This window comes from Sphingomonas sp. (assembly GCF_965227385.1).
Lineage (GTDB): Bacteria > Pseudomonadota > Alphaproteobacteria > Sphingomonadales > Sphingomonadaceae > Sphingomonas.
Genome location: NZ_OZ245750.1, coordinates 1788444 through 1806952, shown reverse-complemented (window position 1 = coordinate 1806952; position 18509 = coordinate 1788444). Strand labels below are relative to the sequence as shown.

Genomic DNA, 18509 nt, shown 5'->3' with positions numbered 1-18509 from the left:
CAGGCCTAGTGTTCTATCTTGCCAAAACACCTTGAAGGAGCCATCTTACCGTCATGCTGAACCTTCTCTCGCTCGTCACCGGTGCCGTTGCGCTGCTCATTGCATTGATCGGCATTCTGCCCATCCCGCTGTTGCCGCTGGTAAACTGGATCGCGTTTCCGATCGCAGTCGTCGGCCTCGTCTTCGGCCTGCTGTCTAGCGGTACGGCCGGACGGAACCTCAACATTGTCGTGCTTGTGATCAGCGGGCTGCGCCTGTTCCTGACCGGCGGTCTCATCTGATCTGACGGACCCGCCCCGACCTCTAGGGCCGGGGCGCTCCATCATTTGGCTTAGCGGCAGCGCACGTTGCCGCGATCGATCGATGCGCCCAGCGCCGCGCCACCGGCTGCACCCAGCAGCGTGCCGAGCACGTTCGACCGCCCGTTCGAAAGCGCGTTGCCTAGGAAGCCGCCGGCGATGCCGCCAACGATCAGGCCGGTCGTGCCGTCGTTGCGGCGGCAATAGTAACGCCCGTCACGCCCGCGATAGATGCGGTCCTGCCGCGTCAGGCGGCGTTCGCGATAATAGCGGCCGTCGCGGTAATAATCGTCGGCATAATAGGCCCGCTGGCCACGCGCGGGGCGGTTCCAGTCATAGTTGCGATACTGCCGCCAATCGCGACGGTCTTCGCGACGGTCCCGACGCGCATCGCGCACTTCGCGCTGATATTCACGCTGGGCCGCGCGGCGCTCTGCCGGCGTATCGGCACGGCGCATGTCGCGACGATAGTCACGCTGCGCATCGCGCACTTCCTCGCGATATTCGCGATTCGATTCGCGCGGGGTCTGCTGGGCCATGGCCGGTACTGGGCTCAGGGCCACCGATGCCATGATGGCAGCGATCAAAGGGGTACGCATGCAACTTCTCCTGCATCTTCAACACCGGGCTAAACGGCCCGGACGATCAGGAGGTTGCGTGAACGCAAAACTACCCCGCGTTCATGCCACGGCCAGCTTCAGATGCGGGTGTCGCCGGGATATGCAAAAAGCAGGTCGGCGTCGCTCGACGCGGTCAGCACCGCGCTCCCGCTCACGCTCACGCAGTCGCCCGCCCGCCACGCCACGCCGTCGACTTCACCGCTGCCCCGTACCGGAACGAGCCAGCCGGTCGCGCCGTGCGGCAGCCGGATCATCCGGTCGCCACCGATCCACCGCTCAAGCACGAATTTCGGCCCTTCGACCAGGATCGTGCGACCATGCTCCACGACCCCCGGACTTTCCGGCGGCAACCAAGGGTCCAGCACCGCGACATCGACCCCGTCGTCCAGATGCAGTTCGCGCGGGCGCCCGTAATCGTAGAGGCGATACGTGGTCTCGCTATTCTGTTGCACCTCGATCAGCGTGATTCCCGCGCCGATCGCGTGCACCGTTCCCGACGGCGCGTAAAAGAAATCGCCCGCGCGCACCGGCTTCCAGTCGAGCAGATCGACGATCGACCCGTCCTGCGCGGCCGCCCGCAGCGTTTTGGCGTCAATCGGCTCACCCGGCCCGATCGCGATCGTCGATTCGGGCTCGGCATCGAGGATCAGCCAGCATTCATCCTTGCCGCGCGGCAACCCTCGCGCCTGCGCCGCTGCATCGTCGGGATGCACCTGCACCGACAGCTTTTCGCTGGTGAACAGATATTTGATGAGCAGATCGGGTGCGGCATCGCCCGGCGACTGAAACCACACCTCGCCCACCGGCTCGCCATCGGGCGCCGGATCGGCAAAGCCCGGCCATAGCCGGTGGCTGCCCCAGGGCTTTTCAACGCGGTGCATGGCGAGCAGTTGCGCGGGCATCGGTTCTTCCTGAATGAGAATATCAGCGTCTCGCATCAACGCCCGGATTCTGACGGTCGATCCCGTTCGCCGCAAGCACCCCGAAAAAACATTTCGCAGGGCCGCAACGCTCGGCTAAGAACCGACGCGATGCGTATGCTTTCCACCCGCTCGCTCGCGCTCGTCGCAGTTGCCATCGCCCTTCCGCTCGCCGGCTGCGCCGGTGGCGGCGGCAAGCGTGCCGATCTGCCCTATGTCGCACGCGACGTGGGCACGTTGTACAGCACGGCCAAGGACCGGCTCGACCGCGGCCAGTACAAGCTCGCCGCCGCCCTGTTCGACGAGGTGGAGCGCCAGCACCCCTATTCGGTCTGGGCGCGCCGCGCGCAGCTGATGGGTGCGTTCTCCTATTATCTCGACAAAAACTACACCCAGTCGATCCAGTCGGCGCAGCGCTTCCTCGCGGTGCATCCGGGCAACCGCGACGCGCCTTATGCCTATTATCTGATCGCGCTCAGCTATTACGAGCAGATCAGCGACGTGACCCGCGATCAAAAGATCACACAGCAGGCGCTCGACGCATTGGGCGAACTCAACCGCCGCTATCCCAACACCCGCTACGCCGCCGATGCGCGGCTCAAGATCGACCTGGTCCGCGACCATCTTGCGGGCAAGGAGATGGAGGTCGGGCGTTACTATCAGGTGCGCGGCCAGTGGCTCGCTGCGGTGATCCGTTTCCGTACCGTGATCGACCAGTATCAAACCACTACCCACACTCCCGAAGCGCTGATGCGCCTGACCGAGAGCTATCTGGCGCTTGGCGTGAAGGACGAAGCGAAGAAGGCGGCGGCCGTGCTTGGCGCCAACTATCCCGGCACCGAATGGTACAGCCGCGCGTACGAACTGGTGCAGAAGCATGGCGAGCCGGTTCCGGTGCCAGCGCTCGTCACTCCCGCCACGCCGCCGGCACGCGACGAAACGCCGAAGCCCGCTTCGACCGAAACCAATTGAGCTTTGTTTGATGCCGTGCGCCAACGCACGGTGCGGCATCTGCCCGCTCCCCCACCCGGTCACCCAACGGCAGCATCCTACGGGTGGCGGTGTGGGGGAGCGGGCCGGTTCCGTTCTCGAACTCACACTTCCCCTCTCCCACCGCGGAACAAAAAGGGGTAATGCGGGCGCATGTTGACCGCGCTTTCCATTCGCGACGTGGTGTTGATCGAGGCACTCGACCTCGATTTCGGCGCAGGCCTTGGCGTGCTCACCGGCGAGACCGGCGCGGGCAAGTCGATCCTGCTCGACTCGCTCGGCCTCGCGCTCGGCGCACGCGCCGATAGCGGGCTGGTGCGACAGGGCGCGGCGCAGGCGGTGGTGACCGCGAGCTTCGAACCCGCCGACCCCGCCCCGATCGCCGCGCTGCTCGGCGAGAGCGGGCTCGACCACGACCCGTCCGAACCGCTGACGATCCGCCGCCTGGTCAAGGCCGATGGCGGGAGCCGCGCCTATGTCAACGATCAGCCCGCCTCAGCGGGATTGCTGCGCGAACTCGGCGCGCTGCTGGTCGAGATCCACGGCCAGCATGACGATCGCGGCCTGCTCAACCCGCGCGGCCACCGCGGCTTGCTCGACAGCTTCGCGCGCGCCGACACCGCCGCCGTTGCATCTGCCCATCGCGCGCTGCGCGATGCCGAAGACGCCCTCGCCACCGCCCATGCCGAACAGGAAAGCGCCGCGCGCGACCGCGAATGGCTCGAACATGCCGTCGCCGAACTGACCAAGCTCGCCCCCGAGCCCGGCGAGGAAGCCGTGCTGGCCGAGCGCCGCGCGACGATGCAACGCGGCGAAAAGATCGCGGGCGAACTTCAGGCGATTGCCGAACTGATCGACGGGTCGGACGGCGCGCTCACCCGGCTGCGTCAGGCGGCGCGCATCCTGGAGCGGATCGCCGAGGATCACTCCGCCCTCACCGAAGCCCTTGCCGCGCTCGACCGGGCGCTCGTCGAAGCCGGCACGGCACAGGAAGGGATCGACACAGCCGCCGAGGCGCTCGCCTTCGACCCCGCCGCGCTGGAGGCGGATGAGGCGCGGCTGTTCGAACTGCGCGGCCTCGCTCGCAAGCACCGCGTCCAGCCCGACGACCTTGCCGAACTGACCGAAACGCTCGCGACCCGGCTCGAACGGATCGAAGGCGGTGAAGGTCTGATCGCCCGCCTCACCGCCGATTTCGCCGCAGCCGAAACAGCCTATGTCGCGGCGGCGGAAACGCTCTCGGCAACCCGCACCGCCGCAGCCGCGCGCCTCGACGCGGCGGTCGCCGCCGAGCTTGCCCCGCTCAAGCTCGACGCTGCCCGCTTCCGCACCACCGTCGAACCGCTGCCGCGCGACCAATGGTCGGCATCGGGCCGCGACCGGGTGGAGTTCGAAGTTTCGACCAACCCCGGCGCCCCCTTCGCGCCCCTCATCAAGATCGCCTCAGGCGGCGAGCTGTCGCGCTTCATCCTCGCGCTCAAGGTGGCGCTGGCCGAGGAAGGCGGCGCACGCACGCTGATCTTCGACGAAATCGACCGCGGCGTCGGTGGCGCGGTGGCGAGCGCGATCGGCGAACGCCTCGCGCGCCTCTCGACCGGCGCACAATTGCTCGTCGTCACCCACAGCCCACAGGTCGCAGCCCGCGGCGCGGCGCACCTGCTGATCGCGAAAAGCCACGACGGCCTCGTCACCCGCACCGGCGTGCGCCAGCTCAGCGAAGACGAGCGGCGGGAGGAAATTGCGCGAATGCTGTCCGGCGCGCAGGTTACGGACGAGGCGCGGGCGCAGGCCGGACGGTTGCTTGAGGCGGCTTAGGTCACTCGAGCACGAACGACCGCTATCGAAGAATGGCTGAATGGCCGACTATCGGTGAGATAGTTGCCGTTGGCTACTCGCGCTCGTCAATTGGCTTCCCCTTAACGAAAGCCTCCATCGCTTCCGGCGTCGTCGTGCTCAGGCCTTCCGCATATGCCTGCTTTTGAAACTTCAGCAAGGCGTCGACCATAGTTGATTTGTTGTAGTGCGGCCCGACAATTGTGGTCCAAAGCTCCAACTCTCGCACCGTCGTTTCACATTCTCGATTGAGCATGTGCGCAACCGAGAGAATGGCGTCCGCGAAGTTGGGGTCGACGGCATCGGTCGGCTCGCTCCAACGGGCAGAAGCAGTGAAGCAATCCGTGTAGAAAGCGAGTTGCTTCACGGTGTCCAGCATCGCGGTGTGCTCCGCACTCGGATCCGCTGCCGCCCGCATCTGCACCAGGGTCCTTGCACCTTCAGCGGCAAGTTTCGGAATTATCCACTGCACATTCTTAGCTCTGTGGTTTCGATAATCCTTCCAGCACTGTTTCAGGCCAGCTTCGTCTCTTTGTAGCGCGATGGTCTTGATAACCTGAACTTTGCCAAGCTCCTCTATAGCTAGGATTGCGAGGGCGCTGGCGGAGGCATGACGGTCGCTTTGAAGCAATAGCTCTGCATCGGCGATCAGCCGTGCGGCGTTGGTCCGCGCGAGTGCAATACCCTCAGCCGCTTGGCTAGACGTCAAGGGCCCCCTGTACTGCACTAGCTTTGATGGCATCGCTGGACTGTAAGCTGCGCGAGCAAATGGCCGCAATGGGGTCGTGTCCCGGCAGACCGCTCTTACGAGATTACGCTCTAGTTACCCCTGTTCGCAATCAGGTCGATCTCCGTCCCGCCGTCGCCGCGCGCCGACAGGAATACGACATAGGCCGAATCGTCCTTCGCGCGCGTCCCGCCCAGCACATGCTGGCCGTCCTTCAGCTGATGCTCGGCCGAATAGCCGCCACGGACGGCGCGGGTGTAGTACCAGTCGATCATCGTCTGCAGCGGCTGGGGCGTGGAGAAGCTGACGACGCGCAGGCCGCACTGGCCGCCCTCGGCCCCCGCTGCTTCGGTTACGCGGGCCTGCGGATGCAGCGGCATGTCGGCGGGCAGGCGCGCGGCCCAGCCGGCCGAGTAGCTCAACTTTGCGGCGCAGTCGGCGGTGCGGCGGTCCTTCTGCCCCGCTGCAAGACCGCCCAGCGTCACCGACTTGTCCTGCGCGTCGCAGGCGTCGCACTTGCCCTCGACCGGAGCCGGAGCCTTGAGCAGCTCGCCTTCGGCCGGCATCGCCGCCTTGGCGGCGGCGACGGTGTCCGACGGGATCGGCGCCGAATAGGGCTGGCCCGGCGGGCGGATCGCATCCTTGTTCGATTGCTGGGCCAGCTGCGGGTCGACCATGATCTGGTCCTGCAGCGCGCCCATCAGCGCCGGATCGGTCGAGTTGCCGCCAATCTCGTTATCGAGCGCATCGACATTCCCCGCCTCGCCCCCGCCACAGGCGGCGAGTGCCAGTGGCATCAGCAGGACGGCAAAACCATTGGCCCGACGGCTCATCATCACGCTCCGCATCCCCGCACAGGCTGCGGGATTTGGGGCAAAGGGATGACAGGCCAGGGTTAAGGAAGCGTTTGCCGGACCTTCACCCCGCCTTGCCGACCCGCGCCTTTTCCGCCGCAATGAACGCATCGATCTGCGCGTCCAGCACGTCCAGCGGCACCGCGCCTTGCTCCAGCACCGCGTCGTGGAAGCGCTTGACGTCGAACTCGACCCCCAGCGCCTTCTCCGCCCGCGCGCGCAGTTCGCGGATCTTGATCTCGCCCAGCTTGTAGCCCAGCGCCTGCCCCGGCCAGCTGATATAGCGGTTCACCTCGGCATCGATATTCGCCGCCGACAGCGCGGTGTTGTCGAGCATGAACTGGACCGCCTGTTCCTTGGTCCAGCCCTTGGCATGGATGCCGGTGTCGACCACCAGACGGCACGCGCGCCACATCTCGTAGGACAGCCGCCCCATTTCCTTTTCGGGGGTGTCGTAAATCCCCATCTCGATCCCGATCCGCTCGGAATAGAGGCCCCACCCTTCCGTAAACGCAGTGAAATTGGCGAGGTAGCGGCGGAATTTCGACGTCTCCAGCTCCTGCTGCAACGCGATCTGGTGGTGATGCCCCGGTACCGCCTCATGCGCGGTCAGCGCGGGCAGCTCGTACAGCGGCCGCTGGTCGAGCTTCGAGGTGTTGACGTAATAATGGCCGGCCAGCCCCAGCTCGGGATTGCCCGGGCCGTAATAGGCGGTGGTCGTCCCCTCCGCCGTCTCCGCCGGAATGCGCTTGAGGCCATAGGGCAGCCGCGCCATGCGGCTGAAAAATCCCGGCATCTTGCCGTCGATGTCCTTGGCCTGCACCGCGGCGGCGGCCATCAGCTCCTCGGGCGTCTTGGCGTAATATTTGGGGTTGGTGCGCAGCTCCTGCACGAACGCCTCGCGCGTCGCGAAGCCCGCCTTCTTCGCCACCGCCTCCATTTCGGCGCGGATGCGGGCGACCTCGTCCAGCCCGATCTTGTGGATCTGCTCGGCGGACAGGTCGGTGGTGGTGAGCTGGCGGATGCGGAAGGCGTAGTAGCGCGCGCCATCGGGCTGCGCCGACACGCCGACCGCCTTGGCGCATTTGGGGGCATAGCTGGTGCGGTAGAACGCCGCCGCCTTGGCATAGGCCGGGTTGATTACCTCAGTGACGGTCTTCGCCGCGCGCGCCTGAAGAGCGGCCCATTCGCCGTCGGTCGCATCGACCGGCTTCTTGCGGTTGAACGGCGCGTAGAAGCGCGACTTGGTCGCATCCTGCTGGATCACGCCGGTGATCGTCTGTTCGAACCCGACCAGGCTGACGCAAGGCTGGACATAGCCGCCCTTCACCGCCTGAGCAGTGATCGCGATCAGCGTGTCGTTGGTTTCGGGGAATTTCGCCAGCCTGTCGAGATAATGGCCATAATCGGCCTTGCGCCGGAAGGCCGTGCGCTCCCCCTGCCCCGCCGCGCCCTGCCACGGGTTGGAATAGCTGGTGAACAGGATCGTGCGTTGACCGAAGCTGTTCCCTTCGATGCTCTCCGCCAGCAACCGCCGCAGGATCGCCTTGTCGGTGCGCTGCGCCGGGGTCAGCCCGGCATCGGGGATGGCATCGAGCCGCTTGAGGAACACCGCCTCCGCCGCAGCGCGCCGATCGTCGGCCGCGAGGCTGACATCGCCGACCGCGATCGGATCGATATCGACGCCGACCGAACGGGCAAAACCGGGATTCTCCTTGAGCACCCAGTTGAAATGATCGTCGAGCAAAGCGCGGAAGTCGTCCTGCAGTCCGGCGACTGCCGGTCCGGCGGCCAGCGCAGCGGCAAGAGCAGCCCCGGCGATTACGCTGCGGACAGCCAAACTTACAGTTTTGATCCCGTATACGGGGACATGGGCGGAGCGGTGGGCGCGTCGCTGAGTGATGTCGAAAATAGCCATTCGTGGAGGCAAGCAGAGGAAATCCAACATTGCAAGCAAGCTGTGCGGCGCCCGAGGGAATGTCCGCAAACAGGTTTGTACTGCAAACTTGTTTTCTGCAAGGGGGTGATCAGATGTGCCGGTCAAGGGAGGGTTGCGATGAAGCCTTTTGACATCGCTCAGATCGATGAAATGATCCATGCCCGCATGCGGCTTGGCATCATGGCCTATCTTGCCGATACCGAAATTGCCGATTTCAACGCGTTGAGGACGATGCTCCAGGCGACGCAGGGCAATTTGTCGGTACATCTGCGCAAGCTGGAAGCGGCCGGATATATCGCGATCGACAAGGGGTTTTCGGGCCGCAAGCCGCTGACCCGCGTGCGCATGACGCCGGCCGGGCGCAAGGCGTTTGCGGCCTATATTGAAGCACTGGTCAAACTGATCGCATAAGGAACCTTGCCTTTCGGCGGTCCGTTGCATCCGCAATCGACAGCCCGCTTCTCTCCGGAGACCTGCCCGATGCCGATCTCGTGACCCCCGCCGCCGCCCCGCGCCGCACGCTCCGCGCAGTCGACGTGTTCGCGCTGACCGTCGGCATCGTGATCGGCGCTGGCATCTTCCGCACCCCGGCGCTGGTCGCGGGCGTGGCGGGCGACGCCACCACGATGATCCTCGCCTGGGTGGCGGGGGGTGTGCTGTCGATCATCGGCGCGCTCTGCTATGCCGAGATGGCGGCGGCGTGGCCGCATATGGGCGGCGACTATCACTATATCGGGCGCGCATTCGGACAGCGGATCGCGTTCCTCTACGCCTGGGCGCGGCTGGCGGTGATCCAGACCGGATCGCTGGCGCTGCTCGCGTTCATCGTCGGCGATTATCTTCAGATCCTGCTGCCGCTCGGCCCAATCGGCCCTGCGATCTGGGCGGGGATCGCGGTGGTCGCGGTGAGCGCGATCAACTGGCTCGGCGTGCGCTGGGGAACGCAGGCGCAGCGCTGGTTGACGCTGACCGAGGTGATCGGACTGGTCGCGATCATCGTCGCCGGGTTCTCGATCGCGCCCCCGGACGCCGTTCCCGCGGCACCCGGCGGCGGCGCGCTGGGATTGGTGATGGTGTTCGTGCTCCTCTCCTATGGCGGGTGGAGCGAGGCCGTCTATGTCTCGGCCGAGATGAAGGACCCGCCGCGCCGCATTGCCGCGATCCTGTGCGCGGCGCTGGCGTTGGTCACCGCGCTCTATGTTCTGGTCAACCTTGCCCTGCTCAACGGCCTCGGTCTTGCAGGAATGGCCGGCAATGACGCCGTGGCGGCGGAGGTCATGCGCCGCGCGTTCGGCCCGGCCGGCGCGGCGGCGATCAGCGCGGCGGTGGCGGTGGCAGCGCTGACCAGCGCCAATGGCACAGCAATCGTCGGCGGCCGCACCGCCTGTGCGCTGGGACAGCGGGTGCGGCCGCTGCGCTGGCTCGGCCGCTGGGATGAACGCCGCGACACGCCGGGCAACGGGCTGATCGCGCAGGGCGGAATCGCGCTGCTGCTGGTCGCGCTGGGCGGGTTTGCGCGCGACGGGTTCCGGGTTGCGGTCGAATATACCGCGCCGGTGTTCTGGCTGTTCCTGCTGCTCGCCGGCCTCTCGCTGTTCGTGCTGCGCCGGACCGAACCGCACACGCCCCGTCCGTTTCGCGTACCGCTTTATCCGGTCCTGCCCGGGGTCTTCTGCGCCACGACCGCGTATCTGCTATGGTCGAGCCTCGCCTATACCGGATGGGGGGCGCTCGCCGGCGTTGCCGTGCTGGCTGTCGGCGCCTTGATGCTGTTGGTCGTTACCCCTCAAGAGGAGCTTGCGCCATGAAGCTGTTGATCCTTGCCGCCGCCAGTCTGGTCGCCGGAAGCGCGGTCACACCACCACCTGCACCGGTTTCCGTCGCGAGCGGCCAGACCCCCGACGTAATCTATGTCCCCACCCCACCCGCCGTGGTCGAGGCGATGCTGGACATGGTGGCGTTGCGCGACGGCGATGTCCTCTATGACCTGGGCTCGGGTGACGGACGCATCCCGATCGCCGCGGCGAAGCGGAAGCAGGTGCGCGCGGTCGGCATCGACATCGATCCCGCACGGATCAAGGAGGCGAACGCCAACGCCAGGGCGGCGGGGGTCACCGGGGAAGTGACTTTCAGACAGGCGGACCTGTTCACCAGCGATTTCAGCGACGCGACCGTCGTCACCCTCTACCTGCTCGACACGCTGAACGAGAAACTGCGCCCGAAACTGCTCGCCGAATTGAAGCCGGGAACGCGGATCGTCAGCCACGCCTTCCGCATGGGTGACTGGGAGCCGGAGAAAGAGGAAACGATCGACGGCCGGACGATCTACTATTGGACTGTCCCGGAACGGTAGCTGGCGGACCTTGCCAATCCTTCCCGCCAGGGGGAGGATGAGTGGCAGTCCTCGGGAATCGACCCGGAGCGGTTTCCGCGCTAGGGCGGCGATATGCATCATCTGTTTCTCGTCATGCTGGGCGGCGCGGTCGGCGCCGGCGCGCGGCATCTGGTCGGGCGCGCCGCGCTTGGAATTTGGGGGCCGGGGTTCCCGATCGGCACGCTGGCGGTCAACGTCTTCGGCGGGCTTGCCATGGGGTTGCTTGCGGGCTGGCTCGCGACGCGGGCGAGCGGGGACGAGGCGCTGCGCTACCTGCTCGGCGTCGGCGTGCTTGGCGGCTTCACCACCTTTTCGGCCTTTTCGCTCGAGACCGTGCTGATGATCGAGCGCGGCGCGCTGGTGACCGCGCTGCTCTATATCCTCGCATCGGTCGCACTCTCGATCGGCGCGCTGTTCGCGGGGCTGCAGGTCAGCCGGATGGTGGCGGCATGAGCACCGAGAATGTCCGCCAGTTCACCGTCGCGCTCGACGATGACGGCATCCGGCTGGATCGCTGGTTCAAGCGGCATCTGCCCGACACCAGCTTCAACATCGTGTCGCGCTGGGCGCGGACGGGGCAGCTGCGGGTCGATGGCGCGCGCGCGACGCCGGGCGATCGCATCCAGGCGGGACAGGTAATCCGCGTGCCCCCGGCCGAAACGGTGACCGCGAGCACGGCAAAGCCGAAAAAGGCGCGCCCGCAACTCTCGCCCGAACAGATGGAGTTCGCCGAAAGCATGGTGATCCATCGCGATGCGCAGGCGATGGTGATCAACAAGCCGCCCGGCCTTGCGACGCAGGGTGGGACGAAGACGCACGATCATGTCGATCAGCTGCTCGACGGGCTCTATTACGAGCTCGATGTGCGGCCCAAGCTGGTCCACCGGCTCGACAAGGATACGTCGGGCGCGCTGGTGCTGGCGCGGACGGCGCGCGCGGCGGCGTATTTCTCGAAGAGCTTTTCGGGGCGGACGGCGCGCAAGACCTATTGGGCGATCGTCGTCGGCGTGCCGAGCATCGAGGACGGCTATATCGACCTGCCGCTGGGCAAGCAGCCGGGCACCGGCGGCGAGAAGATGCAGGTCGACGAGAAGGAGGGCCAGCCCGCGCGCACCCGCTATCGCGTGATCGACCGCGCCGGCAACCGCGCCGCCTGGGTCGAGCTGCAGCCGCATACCGGGCGCACGCATCAGCTGCGCGTGCATATGGCAGCGATCGGCCATCCGATCGTCGGCGATGGCAAATATGGCATGGCCGAAGCGTTCCTGTCGGGCAGCATCAGCCGCAAGATGCACCTGCATTCGCGCCGCATCCGCATCGACCATCCCGATGGCGGCAAGCTGGACGTAAAGGCTGACCTGCCGACGCATTTCGCCGAGACGTTGGTCCAGCTGGGCTTCAACCTCGAGGACGGCGACAATCTGCCGCCTGACGAGAAGGTGCCGTTCACCAAGGAGCAGGAAAAGGCGAAGGCCAAGGCGCATGCCAAGACCTATCGCAAGGAACGCCGCGGCGAGCGCCAGGGGCGCCGCGACACGACGGCGAAGAAGAAACCCGCGCGGAAGCCGACGAAGAAGCCATGACCCGCCTCGCCGTGTTCGACTGCGACGGCACGCTGGTCGATTCGCAGGCCAATATCTGTCGCGCGATGGAGGCGTGTTTTGTCGCGCACCGGTTGGAGCCGCCGATGCGCGAGGATATCCGCCGGATCGTGGGGCTGAGCCTCGTCCCCGCGATCGCGCAGCTGCTGCCGCATGCCGATCCGGCGATGCACGTTGCCATGGCAGAGGCGTACAAGAGCGCATTCCACGCGATGCGGATGGACGCGGCGCTCGATCCCGAACCGTTGTTCGACGGCGTGGCCGAAGCGATCGACGCGCTGCGCGACGCCGGGTGGCTGCTCGGCGTTGCGACCGGCAAGTCGGATCGCGGGCTGGCGCTGATCCTGGAGCATCATGGCCTGACCGACCGGTTCGTGACGCTGCAGACCGCCGACCGGCATCCATCCAAGCCGCATCCGGCGATGCTGCACGCCGCGATTGCCGAGGCCGGCGGCGATCCGCTGCGCACCGCGATGATCGGCGATACCAGCTATGACATCGCGATGGCGGTCAATGCAGGCACCCACGCGGTCGGGGTTGCGTGGGGCTATCACGAGGCGCATGAATTGCACGCCGCCGGGGCGCATCACGTGACCACGCACGCTCGCGACCTGCCGGCACTGTTGGAGGCGTTATGACCGAAGATCAGGCCCGCAACCGCTATTTCGCGATGGTGTTCGCGCAGATGGTCGCGGTCGCCGGTGCAGTGTTCGGCCTGATCATCATGGGCCGCGCCGAGGATATGCCGATGCGCCTGCTGGGCGCCGCGATCCTGTTATCAGGCCTGTACTGCATCGCGGTCGTGCCGCGCGCGCTTGCCCGGCGCTGGCGCACTCCGCCGACGGACTGAAACCATGCGACGGTTCTGGAAGGAGGTCGCGCTGGTCGCGGCCGATGGTGGGCATGACGTGCATCTGGACGGCAAGCCGGTGCGCACGCCGGGCCGCGCGCCGCTGACGCTGCCCAATCCTGCGCTGGCCGAGGCGGTGGCCGACGAGTGGCGCGGTGTCGGCGAGACGATCGATCCGCGCGCGATGCCGCTCACGGGCCTGGCCAATGCGGCGATCGACCGGATCGCGCCCGATCCGGCTGCCTTCGCCACTGGCCTTGCCAAATATGGCGAGAGCGACCTGCTCTGCTACCGCGCCGACCATCCGCTGGAGCTGCAGCTGCGGCAGGCGGCGAGCTGGGACCCGCTGCTCGGCTGGGCGCGGGAGCGCTATGGCGCGGCGCTGATCCCGACCACCGGCATCGTGCATGTTGCCCAGCCCGCCGAATCCGTCACCGCGCTGGCCGACGCCGTTGCCGCGCGGTCGCCGTTTGAGCTGGCCGGGCTGTCGCCGATTGTTACCGTCACCGGATCGCTGGTCGCCGCGCTTGCGCTGGTCGAACGTGCCGCCGACCCCGAGGATATCTGGTCCGCCGCGAACCTGGACGAGGATTGGCAGGTCGAGCATTGGGGCGAAGACAAACTGGCCCGCAAGGCACGCGACGCCCGTCGCGCCGAGTATGCCGCAGCAGTCAAATTTCTGCATTTGCTCTAAATGAGTAGGATGATAGCGATATCATCGCAAAAGGCCCGCCATGGGTCGCGCCAAAGGGGGATGGCCGGGTGTTCGAGGAACTGTTTGGCGACACGTTGCGTGCGTTGGGCGACGTCATGGGCGCCCATGGCCCGGCGGTGAGTGCCGCCGCAAGCTTCACCCCGAACGACCACAGCATTCATTTCTTCCTGCAGCTCGCGCTGATCATCCTGGCCGCGCGCGTCGTGGGATGGCTGGGGCAAAAATTCCTCGGCCAGCCACAGGTGGTAGGCGAGATGATCGCGGGCGTCGTGCTCGGCCCGTCGCTGTTCGGTCTGTTCTTCCCCGAGCTGCAGGGAGCGATCTTTCCCAAGGAGACCAAGAACGTCCTGTATGTCGGCGCGCAGTTCGGCGTCGGGCTGTACATGTTCCTGGTCGGCTGCACGCTGCATCTCGACCATTTCAAGACCAAGGCGAAGAGCGCGGCCACCGTATCGGTTGCCGGCATCGCCACGCCGTTCGTGATGGCCGCGCTCATCACACCGCTGCTGCTCGACGTCCCCGGCTTGTTTTCCGAAGGGATCAGCCAGTGGAACGCGACGCTGTTCATGGGGGCGTGCATTGCGCTGACCGCGTTCCCGATGCTGGCCCGGATCATCAACGAACGCGGCCTAGCCAGGACTTCGCTCGGCACGCTTTCGCTGACCGCAGGGGCGTTTGACGATGCCGTGTCGTGGTGCGTGCTCGCGATTGTGCTCGCCACCTTTGGCTCCGGGCCGGGCGTCGCCGTCATCGCGATTGTCGGCGGCGTCAGCTATGCCATCTTCATGCTGCTGCTCGGCAAGCGCCTGCTCGCGCCACTGGGCCGTGCGGTCGAGGCGCGGGGCGAGATGAGCAACCTGGTCCTTGCGATCACGCTGATCCTGTTCTGCCTGTCGGCCTTCGTGATGGACGCGATCGGCATTCACGCCGTGTTCGGAGGCTTCCTGCTGGGCGTATGCATGCCGCGCGGGCTGTTCGTCGAGGAGCTGAAGCGCAAGGTCGAGCCGCTGGCGGTGGTCATGCTGCTGCCGATGTTCTTCACCTATTCGGGGCTCAACACCCGGATGGACATGGTCAACAGCCTGCCCCTGCTCGCCATCGCGCTGGGCATCCTGGCGGTGTCGATCCTGGCGAAGCTCGGCGCATGCTGGGCGGCGGCGCGGCTGTCGGGCGAGGACAATCGCACCGCGCTCGGCATCGGCGCGCTGATGAACTCGCGCGGGCTGATGGAGCTGATCATCATCAACATCGGCCTGCAAAAAGGGATTATCGGGCCGACGCTGTTTTCGATGATGGTGCTGATGGCCATCGTCACGACGATGATGGCCGGCCCGCTGTTCGAAGCGGTCTATGGCAAGCGCGCGCGGGCGAGCGGTGAACTGGACGCGCTGCGCGGCGAGGATGGCGACGCGCGTGGCGCCGCCATTGCTCCGCGCCCGGCTTGAACCTTACACTCCCGGGGCGGCAGGCTTTGGCAGCAGCCACGCGATCACCGCCCCGGCGGCGAGCCAGCCGGCGACTTCGCTGATCCACAGATAGATGAAATAACCCCAGGGGGCATGGTTGAACACCGGCTGTCCCAGCTGGCTGTACGCGGTGAAGGCGACGGCAAACAGGCCGACGGCGGTCAGCCGCTGGGCAAAGCCCATGCCGGTGGTCAGCCGCGCCAGCGCAACCGCCAGCAGCAGCGCGCACAGGATGCCAAGGATCAGCCCGCCAACCAGAGCGGCGGTATCGGGCAGCGCGAAGCCGTTGGTGTTGAAGAGGACGAGTGCGGTAGGCCCCTCGCCATAGGCCTGGGTGCCGAGCGGCGTGCCGGGCCAAGGGATCGGATACGCGCCGCTTCCGTTCGGACCGAGATGCTGGGCCAGGACAGACTGGATGGCGACGCTGGCGCTGTCACCCGCATTGCTGGTCGCCAGCATCGACAGTGGCGTGCCCCAGAAGATGAATCCGACGATCCACATCGCGACCCCGCCTAGCAGGCCGCCCAGCAAGACTCGTGGCATTTGCGCTCTCCCCAGTGTTTCGCCGCAGTTTAGTGCAGCCGTAACAATCTGAGGACAGGAAAGTTCAGCGCGTGGCTAGGCCCATGTCGATCGCTTCCTCCGCCCGTTCGCGGATAAAGCCGATCAGGCCGGGCTTGCGCGAGCGCTTCTCGCGCTCGGCCTTGAGGATCGTGTGGACCTTCTCGAAGCACGCATCGAGATCGTCGTTGACGACGACATAGTCATAGCCGTCCCAGTGGCTCAGCTCGCGCTCGGCGCGCTTCATGCGATACTGGATCACCTCCTCGCTGTCGGTCGCCCGCGCGCGCAGGCGCTTTTCGAGCTCGGTCAGCGAGGGGGGCACGATGAAGATGCGGACGACGTCGCCGCCCTCGAGCTGGAACAGCTGCTGCGCGCCCTGCCAGTCGACGTCGAACAGCACGTCCTGCCCGGCGGCAAGCATCCGCTTCACCGGTTCGCGCGGGGTGCCGTAGCGATAGTTGAAGACGTGCGCCCATTCGAGGAACTCGTGCCGCGCGGCGCGCGCCTTGAACTCGTCGGTGGTGAGGAAGTGATATTCGCGGCCATCTTCCTCGCCTGCGCGGATCGGGCGGGTGGTCGCGGAAACCGAGACGCCCATGCCGGGCTCCCGTTCGAGCAGCTTGCGTGCGATGGTCGACTTGCCCGCGCCCGAGGGAGAAGACAGGACGAACAGCACGCCCCTGCGGTCGAACTCATATTTGGAATCGCGATGCGCCATGCGCGCCATTGGCGCGGGCGGGGTGGCTACGTCAAGGCTGGGAGGCGGTTAATAGCGGCGACGGCGACCCGTCATCAGCGACCACAGCAGGATCAACCCACCGATCACCCAGCCGAACGGGCCCATGCGCGTCAGTGCGCGCTGACCGACTGCACCGATGATCGCGCCCTTCATCCCGCCGCGCCCGTCGCGGCGATCGATTGCCCGACCCAGCAGCGCGGCAAAGATGGTGCGAATCATGCCGCAGTCCGCATGCGACGGCGCAGGTAGCGATATCCGAACGCTGCAGCGCCGATCACGATTGCGGCAGGCACAACGGTCTTGCCGACGCGCCACGCCGCGATGCCGGCGATGGTGCCGAGCGTTCCGCCCTCCCCATCGCTCTCATCGATGCGCTTGCCGATATAGCCCGCCACCAGATCGCCGATCATCGTCCAAACTCCTTGTTACCGGTGGCGAGGTCGAACACCTCTCCCACGCCGCGCAGACCCATCCAGAAGGCCGCGCCCGCAAACGCCACTGCAACGCCGCCCAGCAGCGCGCCGATGATCGATCCGTCCATTAACCAAGCCTCCGCGTTCAGGGGAGGAAAAGCGCGAAACCGCATCGGGTTCCGCGCCGAGGAGTCAGACCATCGTTTCGGGGCGGACCAGCCGGTCGAACGTCGCGGCATCGACCAGACCGAGTGCGAGCCCGGCCTCCCTTAGCGTTGTCCCCTGCTCATGCGCGGTCTTGGCAATCTTGGCGGCATTGTCGTAGCCGATTTCGGGCGCGAGCGCGGTGACGAGCATCAGCGAACGCTCGACCAGTTCTGCAATGCGATCCTCGTTCGCGGTCATGCCATCGACACAGCGCTCGGCGAAGCTCTCCATCCCGACACTGAGCAGATGGATCGAGCGCAGCACGTTCGCGCCGATCAGCGGCATGAACACGTTGAGCTCGAAATGCCCCTGCATCCCCCCGACGGTCACCGCCTGGTGATTGCCGATCACCTGCGCCGCGACCATTGTCAGCGATTCGCACTGGGTGGGATTGACCTTGCCCGGCATGATCGAGCTGCCCGGCTCGTTCGCCGGGAGCGACAATTCACCCAGGCCCGAACGCGGACCGGAGCCGAGGAAGCGGATATCGTTGGCGATCTTGGTCAACGCCACCGCGAGCGTATTGAGCGCGCCGGAGAAGAAGACGAGGCCGTCCTTGGCCGCAAGCTGTTCGAACTTGTTGGGCGCGCTTTCGAACGACGCGCCGGTGATGTCGGAGATGGCGGCGGCCATGTCCTCGGCCCAGTTTTCAGGCGCGTTGAGGCCGGTGCCGACCGCAGTGCCGCCGATGGCGAGCTTGCGCAGATTGCCGTTCAGCGCCCCCTCGATCCGCGCTTTGCAACTGATCAGCTGCGCGGCGTAGCCCGAAAACTCCTGCCCCAGCGTCAGCGGGGTCGCGTCCTGCGTGTGGGTGCGGCCGATCTTGACGATACGCTCCCACGCCTCGACCTTGGCGATCAGCGCAGCGGTCAGCCGGTCGAGCGCGGGCAGCAGCGCGTCGCGCGTCGCCAGCACCGCCGCGACGTGCAGGGCGGTGGGGAAGCTGTCATTGGACGACTGGCTCATGTTCACATGGTCGTTGGGATGGACCGGTGCCTTGCCGCCGCGCGTCCCGGACAGCCGTTCATTGGCATAGCCGGCGATCACCTCATTGACGTTCATGTTGGTCTGGGTGCCGCTGCCGGTCTGCCAGATCACCAGCGGGAACTGGTCGTCGAGCTGCCCCGCGACGATCGCGCCCGCCGCATCCTCGATTGCCGCGACGATCTCCGGCGCCAGGCCGTGCCTGGCGTTCACCCGCGCCGCCGCCTGTTTGACGACCGCCTGCGCCCGCACGATGCCGATCGGCATGCGCTCGGTCGGGCCGAACGGGAAATTCTCGATGCTCCGCTGGGTCTGCGCGCCCCAATAGGCGGAGGCGGGTACCGCGATGGCGCCGATCGAGTCGGTTTCGGTGCGGGTATCGGTCATGCAGCCTCCTTCATCCCCGACCAAGCT

23 protein-coding genes are annotated in these 18509 nt (G+C 66.4%); 12 read left to right on the top strand and 11 right to left on the bottom strand.

Annotated elements, in window-relative coordinates; translation table 11 throughout:
• Window positions 1-53 precede the first annotated feature (53 nt).
• On the top strand, window positions 54-281 hold the full coding sequence (locus ACO05N_RS08595) for a hypothetical protein (protein WP_224921392.1): 228 nt from the start codon (window positions 54-56) through the stop codon (window positions 279-281).
• A gap of 50 nt (window positions 282-331) precedes the next feature.
• On the opposite strand, the gene ACO05N_RS08590 is transcribed toward ACO05N_RS08595, so the two are convergent.
• Window positions 332-898 (bottom strand): glycine zipper 2TM domain-containing protein, encoded by a 567-nt coding sequence (locus ACO05N_RS08590; RefSeq protein WP_422056696.1) that lies wholly within the window; start codon window positions 896-898, stop codon window positions 332-334.
• A gap of 98 nt (window positions 899-996) precedes the next feature.
• Window positions 997-1821, bottom strand: coding sequence for a phosphoheptose isomerase (locus ACO05N_RS08585; RefSeq protein WP_422056695.1), 825 nt, complete (start codon window positions 1819-1821; stop codon window positions 997-999).
• 129 nt (window positions 1822-1950) lie between these two features.
• Here ACO05N_RS08585 and ACO05N_RS08580 point away from each other — a divergent pair, with 129 nt between their 5' ends.
• Window positions 1951-2811 (top strand): outer membrane protein assembly factor BamD, encoded by an 861-nt coding sequence (locus ACO05N_RS08580; RefSeq protein WP_422056694.1) that lies wholly within the window; start codon window positions 1951-1953, stop codon window positions 2809-2811.
• 171 nt (window positions 2812-2982) lie between these two features.
• The gene (gene recN / locus ACO05N_RS08575) at window positions 2983-4644 is read left to right on the top strand and encodes a DNA repair protein RecN (protein ID WP_422056693.1); all 1662 of its coding nucleotides are present in this window, start codon (window positions 2983-2985) and stop codon (window positions 4642-4644) included.
• A 73-nt stretch (window positions 4645-4717) separates the two neighbouring features.
• Here recN and ACO05N_RS08570 read toward each other — a convergent pair whose 3' ends face one another.
• From ACO05N_RS08570 to ACO05N_RS08560, 3 genes are all read right to left on the bottom strand, one after another.
• Window positions 4718-5404 carry an AbiV family abortive infection protein gene (locus tag ACO05N_RS08570; protein WP_422056692.1) on the bottom strand — a complete coding sequence of 229 codons (687 nt, stop codon included), beginning with the start codon at window positions 5402-5404 and terminating at the stop codon, window positions 4718-4720.
• A gap of 77 nt (window positions 5405-5481) precedes the next feature.
• Window positions 5482-6222 carry a hypothetical protein gene (locus tag ACO05N_RS08565; RefSeq protein ID WP_422056691.1) on the bottom strand — a complete coding sequence of 247 codons (741 nt, stop codon included), beginning with the start codon at window positions 6220-6222 and terminating at the stop codon, window positions 5482-5484.
• Between the two features lie 85 nt (window positions 6223-6307).
• Window positions 6308-8161 carry a DUF885 domain-containing protein gene (locus ACO05N_RS08560; RefSeq protein WP_422056690.1) on the bottom strand — a complete coding sequence of 618 codons (1854 nt, stop codon included), beginning with the start codon at window positions 8159-8161 and terminating at the stop codon, window positions 6308-6310.
• Between the two features lie 138 nt (window positions 8162-8299).
• Here ACO05N_RS08560 and ACO05N_RS08555 point away from each other — a divergent pair, with 138 nt between their 5' ends.
• The 9 genes from ACO05N_RS08555 (at window position 8300) to ACO05N_RS08515 (ending at window position 15167) form a co-directional block, all read left to right on the top strand.
• Entirely contained in the window at window positions 8300-8593 is a 294-nt protein-coding gene (locus tag ACO05N_RS08555) for a winged helix-turn-helix domain-containing protein (RefSeq protein ID WP_422056689.1), read from the top strand.
• A gap of 80 nt (window positions 8594-8673) precedes the next feature.
• Entirely contained in the window at window positions 8674-9990 is a 1317-nt protein-coding gene (locus ACO05N_RS08550; RefSeq protein WP_422056688.1) for an APC family permease, read from the top strand.
• On the top strand, window positions 9987-10535 hold the full coding sequence (locus ACO05N_RS08545) for an SAM-dependent methyltransferase (protein ID WP_422056687.1): 549 nt from the start codon (window positions 9987-9989) through the stop codon (window positions 10533-10535). The genes ACO05N_RS08550 and ACO05N_RS08545 overlap by 4 nt, the downstream gene beginning before the upstream one ends.
• 93 nt (window positions 10536-10628) lie before the next feature.
• Window positions 10629-11009 (top strand): fluoride efflux transporter CrcB, encoded by a 381-nt coding sequence (crcB, locus tag ACO05N_RS08540; protein ID WP_422056686.1) that lies wholly within the window; start codon window positions 10629-10631, stop codon window positions 11007-11009.
• Entirely contained in the window at window positions 11006-12139 is a 1134-nt protein-coding gene (locus tag ACO05N_RS08535; protein ID WP_422056685.1) for an RluA family pseudouridine synthase, read from the top strand. Before crcB ends, ACO05N_RS08535 begins: the two co-directional genes overlap by 4 nt.
• Window positions 12136-12795, top strand: a complete 660-nt coding sequence (locus tag ACO05N_RS08530; RefSeq protein ID WP_422056684.1) for an HAD-IA family hydrolase — start codon at window positions 12136-12138, stop codon at window positions 12793-12795. The genes ACO05N_RS08535 and ACO05N_RS08530 overlap by 4 nt, the downstream gene beginning before the upstream one ends.
• On the top strand, window positions 12792-13007 hold the full coding sequence (locus ACO05N_RS08525; RefSeq protein WP_422056683.1) for a hypothetical protein: 216 nt from the start codon (window positions 12792-12794) through the stop codon (window positions 13005-13007). The genes ACO05N_RS08530 and ACO05N_RS08525 overlap by 4 nt, the downstream gene beginning before the upstream one ends.
• A 4-nt stretch (window positions 13008-13011) precedes the next feature.
• Window positions 13012-13701 (top strand): ATP12 family chaperone protein, encoded by a 690-nt coding sequence (locus tag ACO05N_RS08520; protein WP_422056682.1) that lies wholly within the window; start codon window positions 13012-13014, stop codon window positions 13699-13701.
• 116 nt (window positions 13702-13817) lie between these two features.
• Window positions 13818-15167, top strand: a complete 1350-nt coding sequence (locus tag ACO05N_RS08515; protein ID WP_422058722.1) for a cation:proton antiporter — start codon at window positions 13818-13820, stop codon at window positions 15165-15167.
• Between the two features lie 3 nt (window positions 15168-15170).
• Here ACO05N_RS08515 and ACO05N_RS08510 read toward each other — a convergent pair whose 3' ends face one another.
• From ACO05N_RS08510 to fumC, 6 genes are all read right to left on the bottom strand, one after another.
• On the bottom strand, window positions 15171-15731 hold the full coding sequence (locus ACO05N_RS08510; protein WP_422056681.1) for a hypothetical protein: 561 nt from the start codon (window positions 15729-15731) through the stop codon (window positions 15171-15173).
• 64 nt (window positions 15732-15795) lie between these two features.
• Window positions 15796-16470 (bottom strand): guanylate kinase, encoded by a 675-nt coding sequence (gene gmk / locus ACO05N_RS08505; protein WP_422056680.1) that lies wholly within the window; start codon window positions 16468-16470, stop codon window positions 15796-15798.
• 48 nt (window positions 16471-16518) lie between these two features.
• Complete coding sequence (locus ACO05N_RS08500) at window positions 16519-16710, bottom strand: hypothetical protein (protein WP_310037664.1); 192 nt, start codon at window positions 16708-16710, stop codon at window positions 16519-16521.
• Window positions 16707-16901, bottom strand: a complete 195-nt coding sequence (locus ACO05N_RS08495) for a hypothetical protein (protein WP_294018396.1) — start codon at window positions 16899-16901, stop codon at window positions 16707-16709. The genes ACO05N_RS08500 and ACO05N_RS08495 overlap by 4 nt, the downstream gene beginning before the upstream one ends.
• Complete coding sequence (locus tag ACO05N_RS08490; protein WP_422056679.1) at window positions 16898-17032, bottom strand: hypothetical protein; 135 nt, start codon at window positions 17030-17032, stop codon at window positions 16898-16900. The genes ACO05N_RS08495 and ACO05N_RS08490 overlap by 4 nt, the downstream gene beginning before the upstream one ends.
• Before the next feature lie 64 nt (window positions 17033-17096).
• On the bottom strand, window positions 17097-18482 hold the full coding sequence (gene fumC / locus ACO05N_RS08485) for a class II fumarate hydratase (RefSeq protein ID WP_422056678.1): 1386 nt from the start codon (window positions 18480-18482) through the stop codon (window positions 17097-17099).
• Window positions 18483-18509: the final 27 nt, after the last annotated feature.

Coding starts and splice junctions, on each gene's coding strand:
- ACO05N_RS08595 (WP_224921392.1), top strand. CDS start 54: ATGCTGAACCTTCTCTCGCTCGTCACCGGTGCCGTTGCGCTGCTCATT.
- ACO05N_RS08590 (WP_422056696.1), bottom strand. CDS start 898: ATGCGTACCCCTTTGATCGCTGCCATCATGGCATCGGTGGCCCTGAGC.
- ACO05N_RS08585 (WP_422056695.1), bottom strand. CDS start 1,821: ATGCCCGCGCAACTGCTCGCCATGCACCGCGTTGAAAAGCCCTGGGGC.
- ACO05N_RS08580 (WP_422056694.1), top strand. CDS start 1,951: ATGCGTATGCTTTCCACCCGCTCGCTCGCGCTCGTCGCAGTTGCCATC.
- recN (WP_422056693.1), top strand. CDS start 2,983: ATGTTGACCGCGCTTTCCATTCGCGACGTGGTGTTGATCGAGGCACTC.
- ACO05N_RS08570 (WP_422056692.1), bottom strand. CDS start 5,404: ATGCCATCAAAGCTAGTGCAGTACAGGGGGCCCTTGACGTCTAGCCAA.
- ACO05N_RS08565 (WP_422056691.1), bottom strand. CDS start 6,222: ATGAGCCGTCGGGCCAATGGTTTTGCCGTCCTGCTGATGCCACTGGCA.
- ACO05N_RS08560 (WP_422056690.1), bottom strand. CDS start 8,161: ATGGCTATTTTCGACATCACTCAGCGACGCGCCCACCGCTCCGCCCAT.
- ACO05N_RS08555 (WP_422056689.1), top strand. CDS start 8,300: ATGAAGCCTTTTGACATCGCTCAGATCGATGAAATGATCCATGCCCGC.
- ACO05N_RS08545 (WP_422056687.1), top strand. CDS start 9,987: ATGAAGCTGTTGATCCTTGCCGCCGCCAGTCTGGTCGCCGGAAGCGCG.
- crcB (WP_422056686.1), top strand. CDS start 10,629: ATGCATCATCTGTTTCTCGTCATGCTGGGCGGCGCGGTCGGCGCCGGC.
- ACO05N_RS08535 (WP_422056685.1), top strand. CDS start 11,006: ATGAGCACCGAGAATGTCCGCCAGTTCACCGTCGCGCTCGACGATGAC.
- ACO05N_RS08530 (WP_422056684.1), top strand. CDS start 12,136: ATGACCCGCCTCGCCGTGTTCGACTGCGACGGCACGCTGGTCGATTCG.
- ACO05N_RS08525 (WP_422056683.1), top strand. CDS start 12,792: ATGACCGAAGATCAGGCCCGCAACCGCTATTTCGCGATGGTGTTCGCG.
- ACO05N_RS08520 (WP_422056682.1), top strand. CDS start 13,012: ATGCGACGGTTCTGGAAGGAGGTCGCGCTGGTCGCGGCCGATGGTGGG.
- ACO05N_RS08515 (WP_422058722.1), top strand. CDS start 13,818: ATGGGCGCCCATGGCCCGGCGGTGAGTGCCGCCGCAAGCTTCACCCCG.
- ACO05N_RS08510 (WP_422056681.1), bottom strand. CDS start 15,731: ATGCCACGAGTCTTGCTGGGCGGCCTGCTAGGCGGGGTCGCGATGTGG.
- gmk (WP_422056680.1), bottom strand. CDS start 16,470: ATGGCGCATCGCGATTCCAAATATGAGTTCGACCGCAGGGGCGTGCTG.
- ACO05N_RS08500 (WP_310037664.1), bottom strand. CDS start 16,710: ATGATTCGCACCATCTTTGCCGCGCTGCTGGGTCGGGCAATCGATCGC.
- ACO05N_RS08495 (WP_294018396.1), bottom strand. CDS start 16,901: ATGATCGGCGATCTGGTGGCGGGCTATATCGGCAAGCGCATCGATGAG.
- ACO05N_RS08490 (WP_422056679.1), bottom strand. CDS start 17,032: ATGGACGGATCGATCATCGGCGCGCTGCTGGGCGGCGTTGCAGTGGCG.
- fumC (WP_422056678.1), bottom strand. CDS start 18,482: ATGACCGATACCCGCACCGAAACCGACTCGATCGGCGCCATCGCGGTA.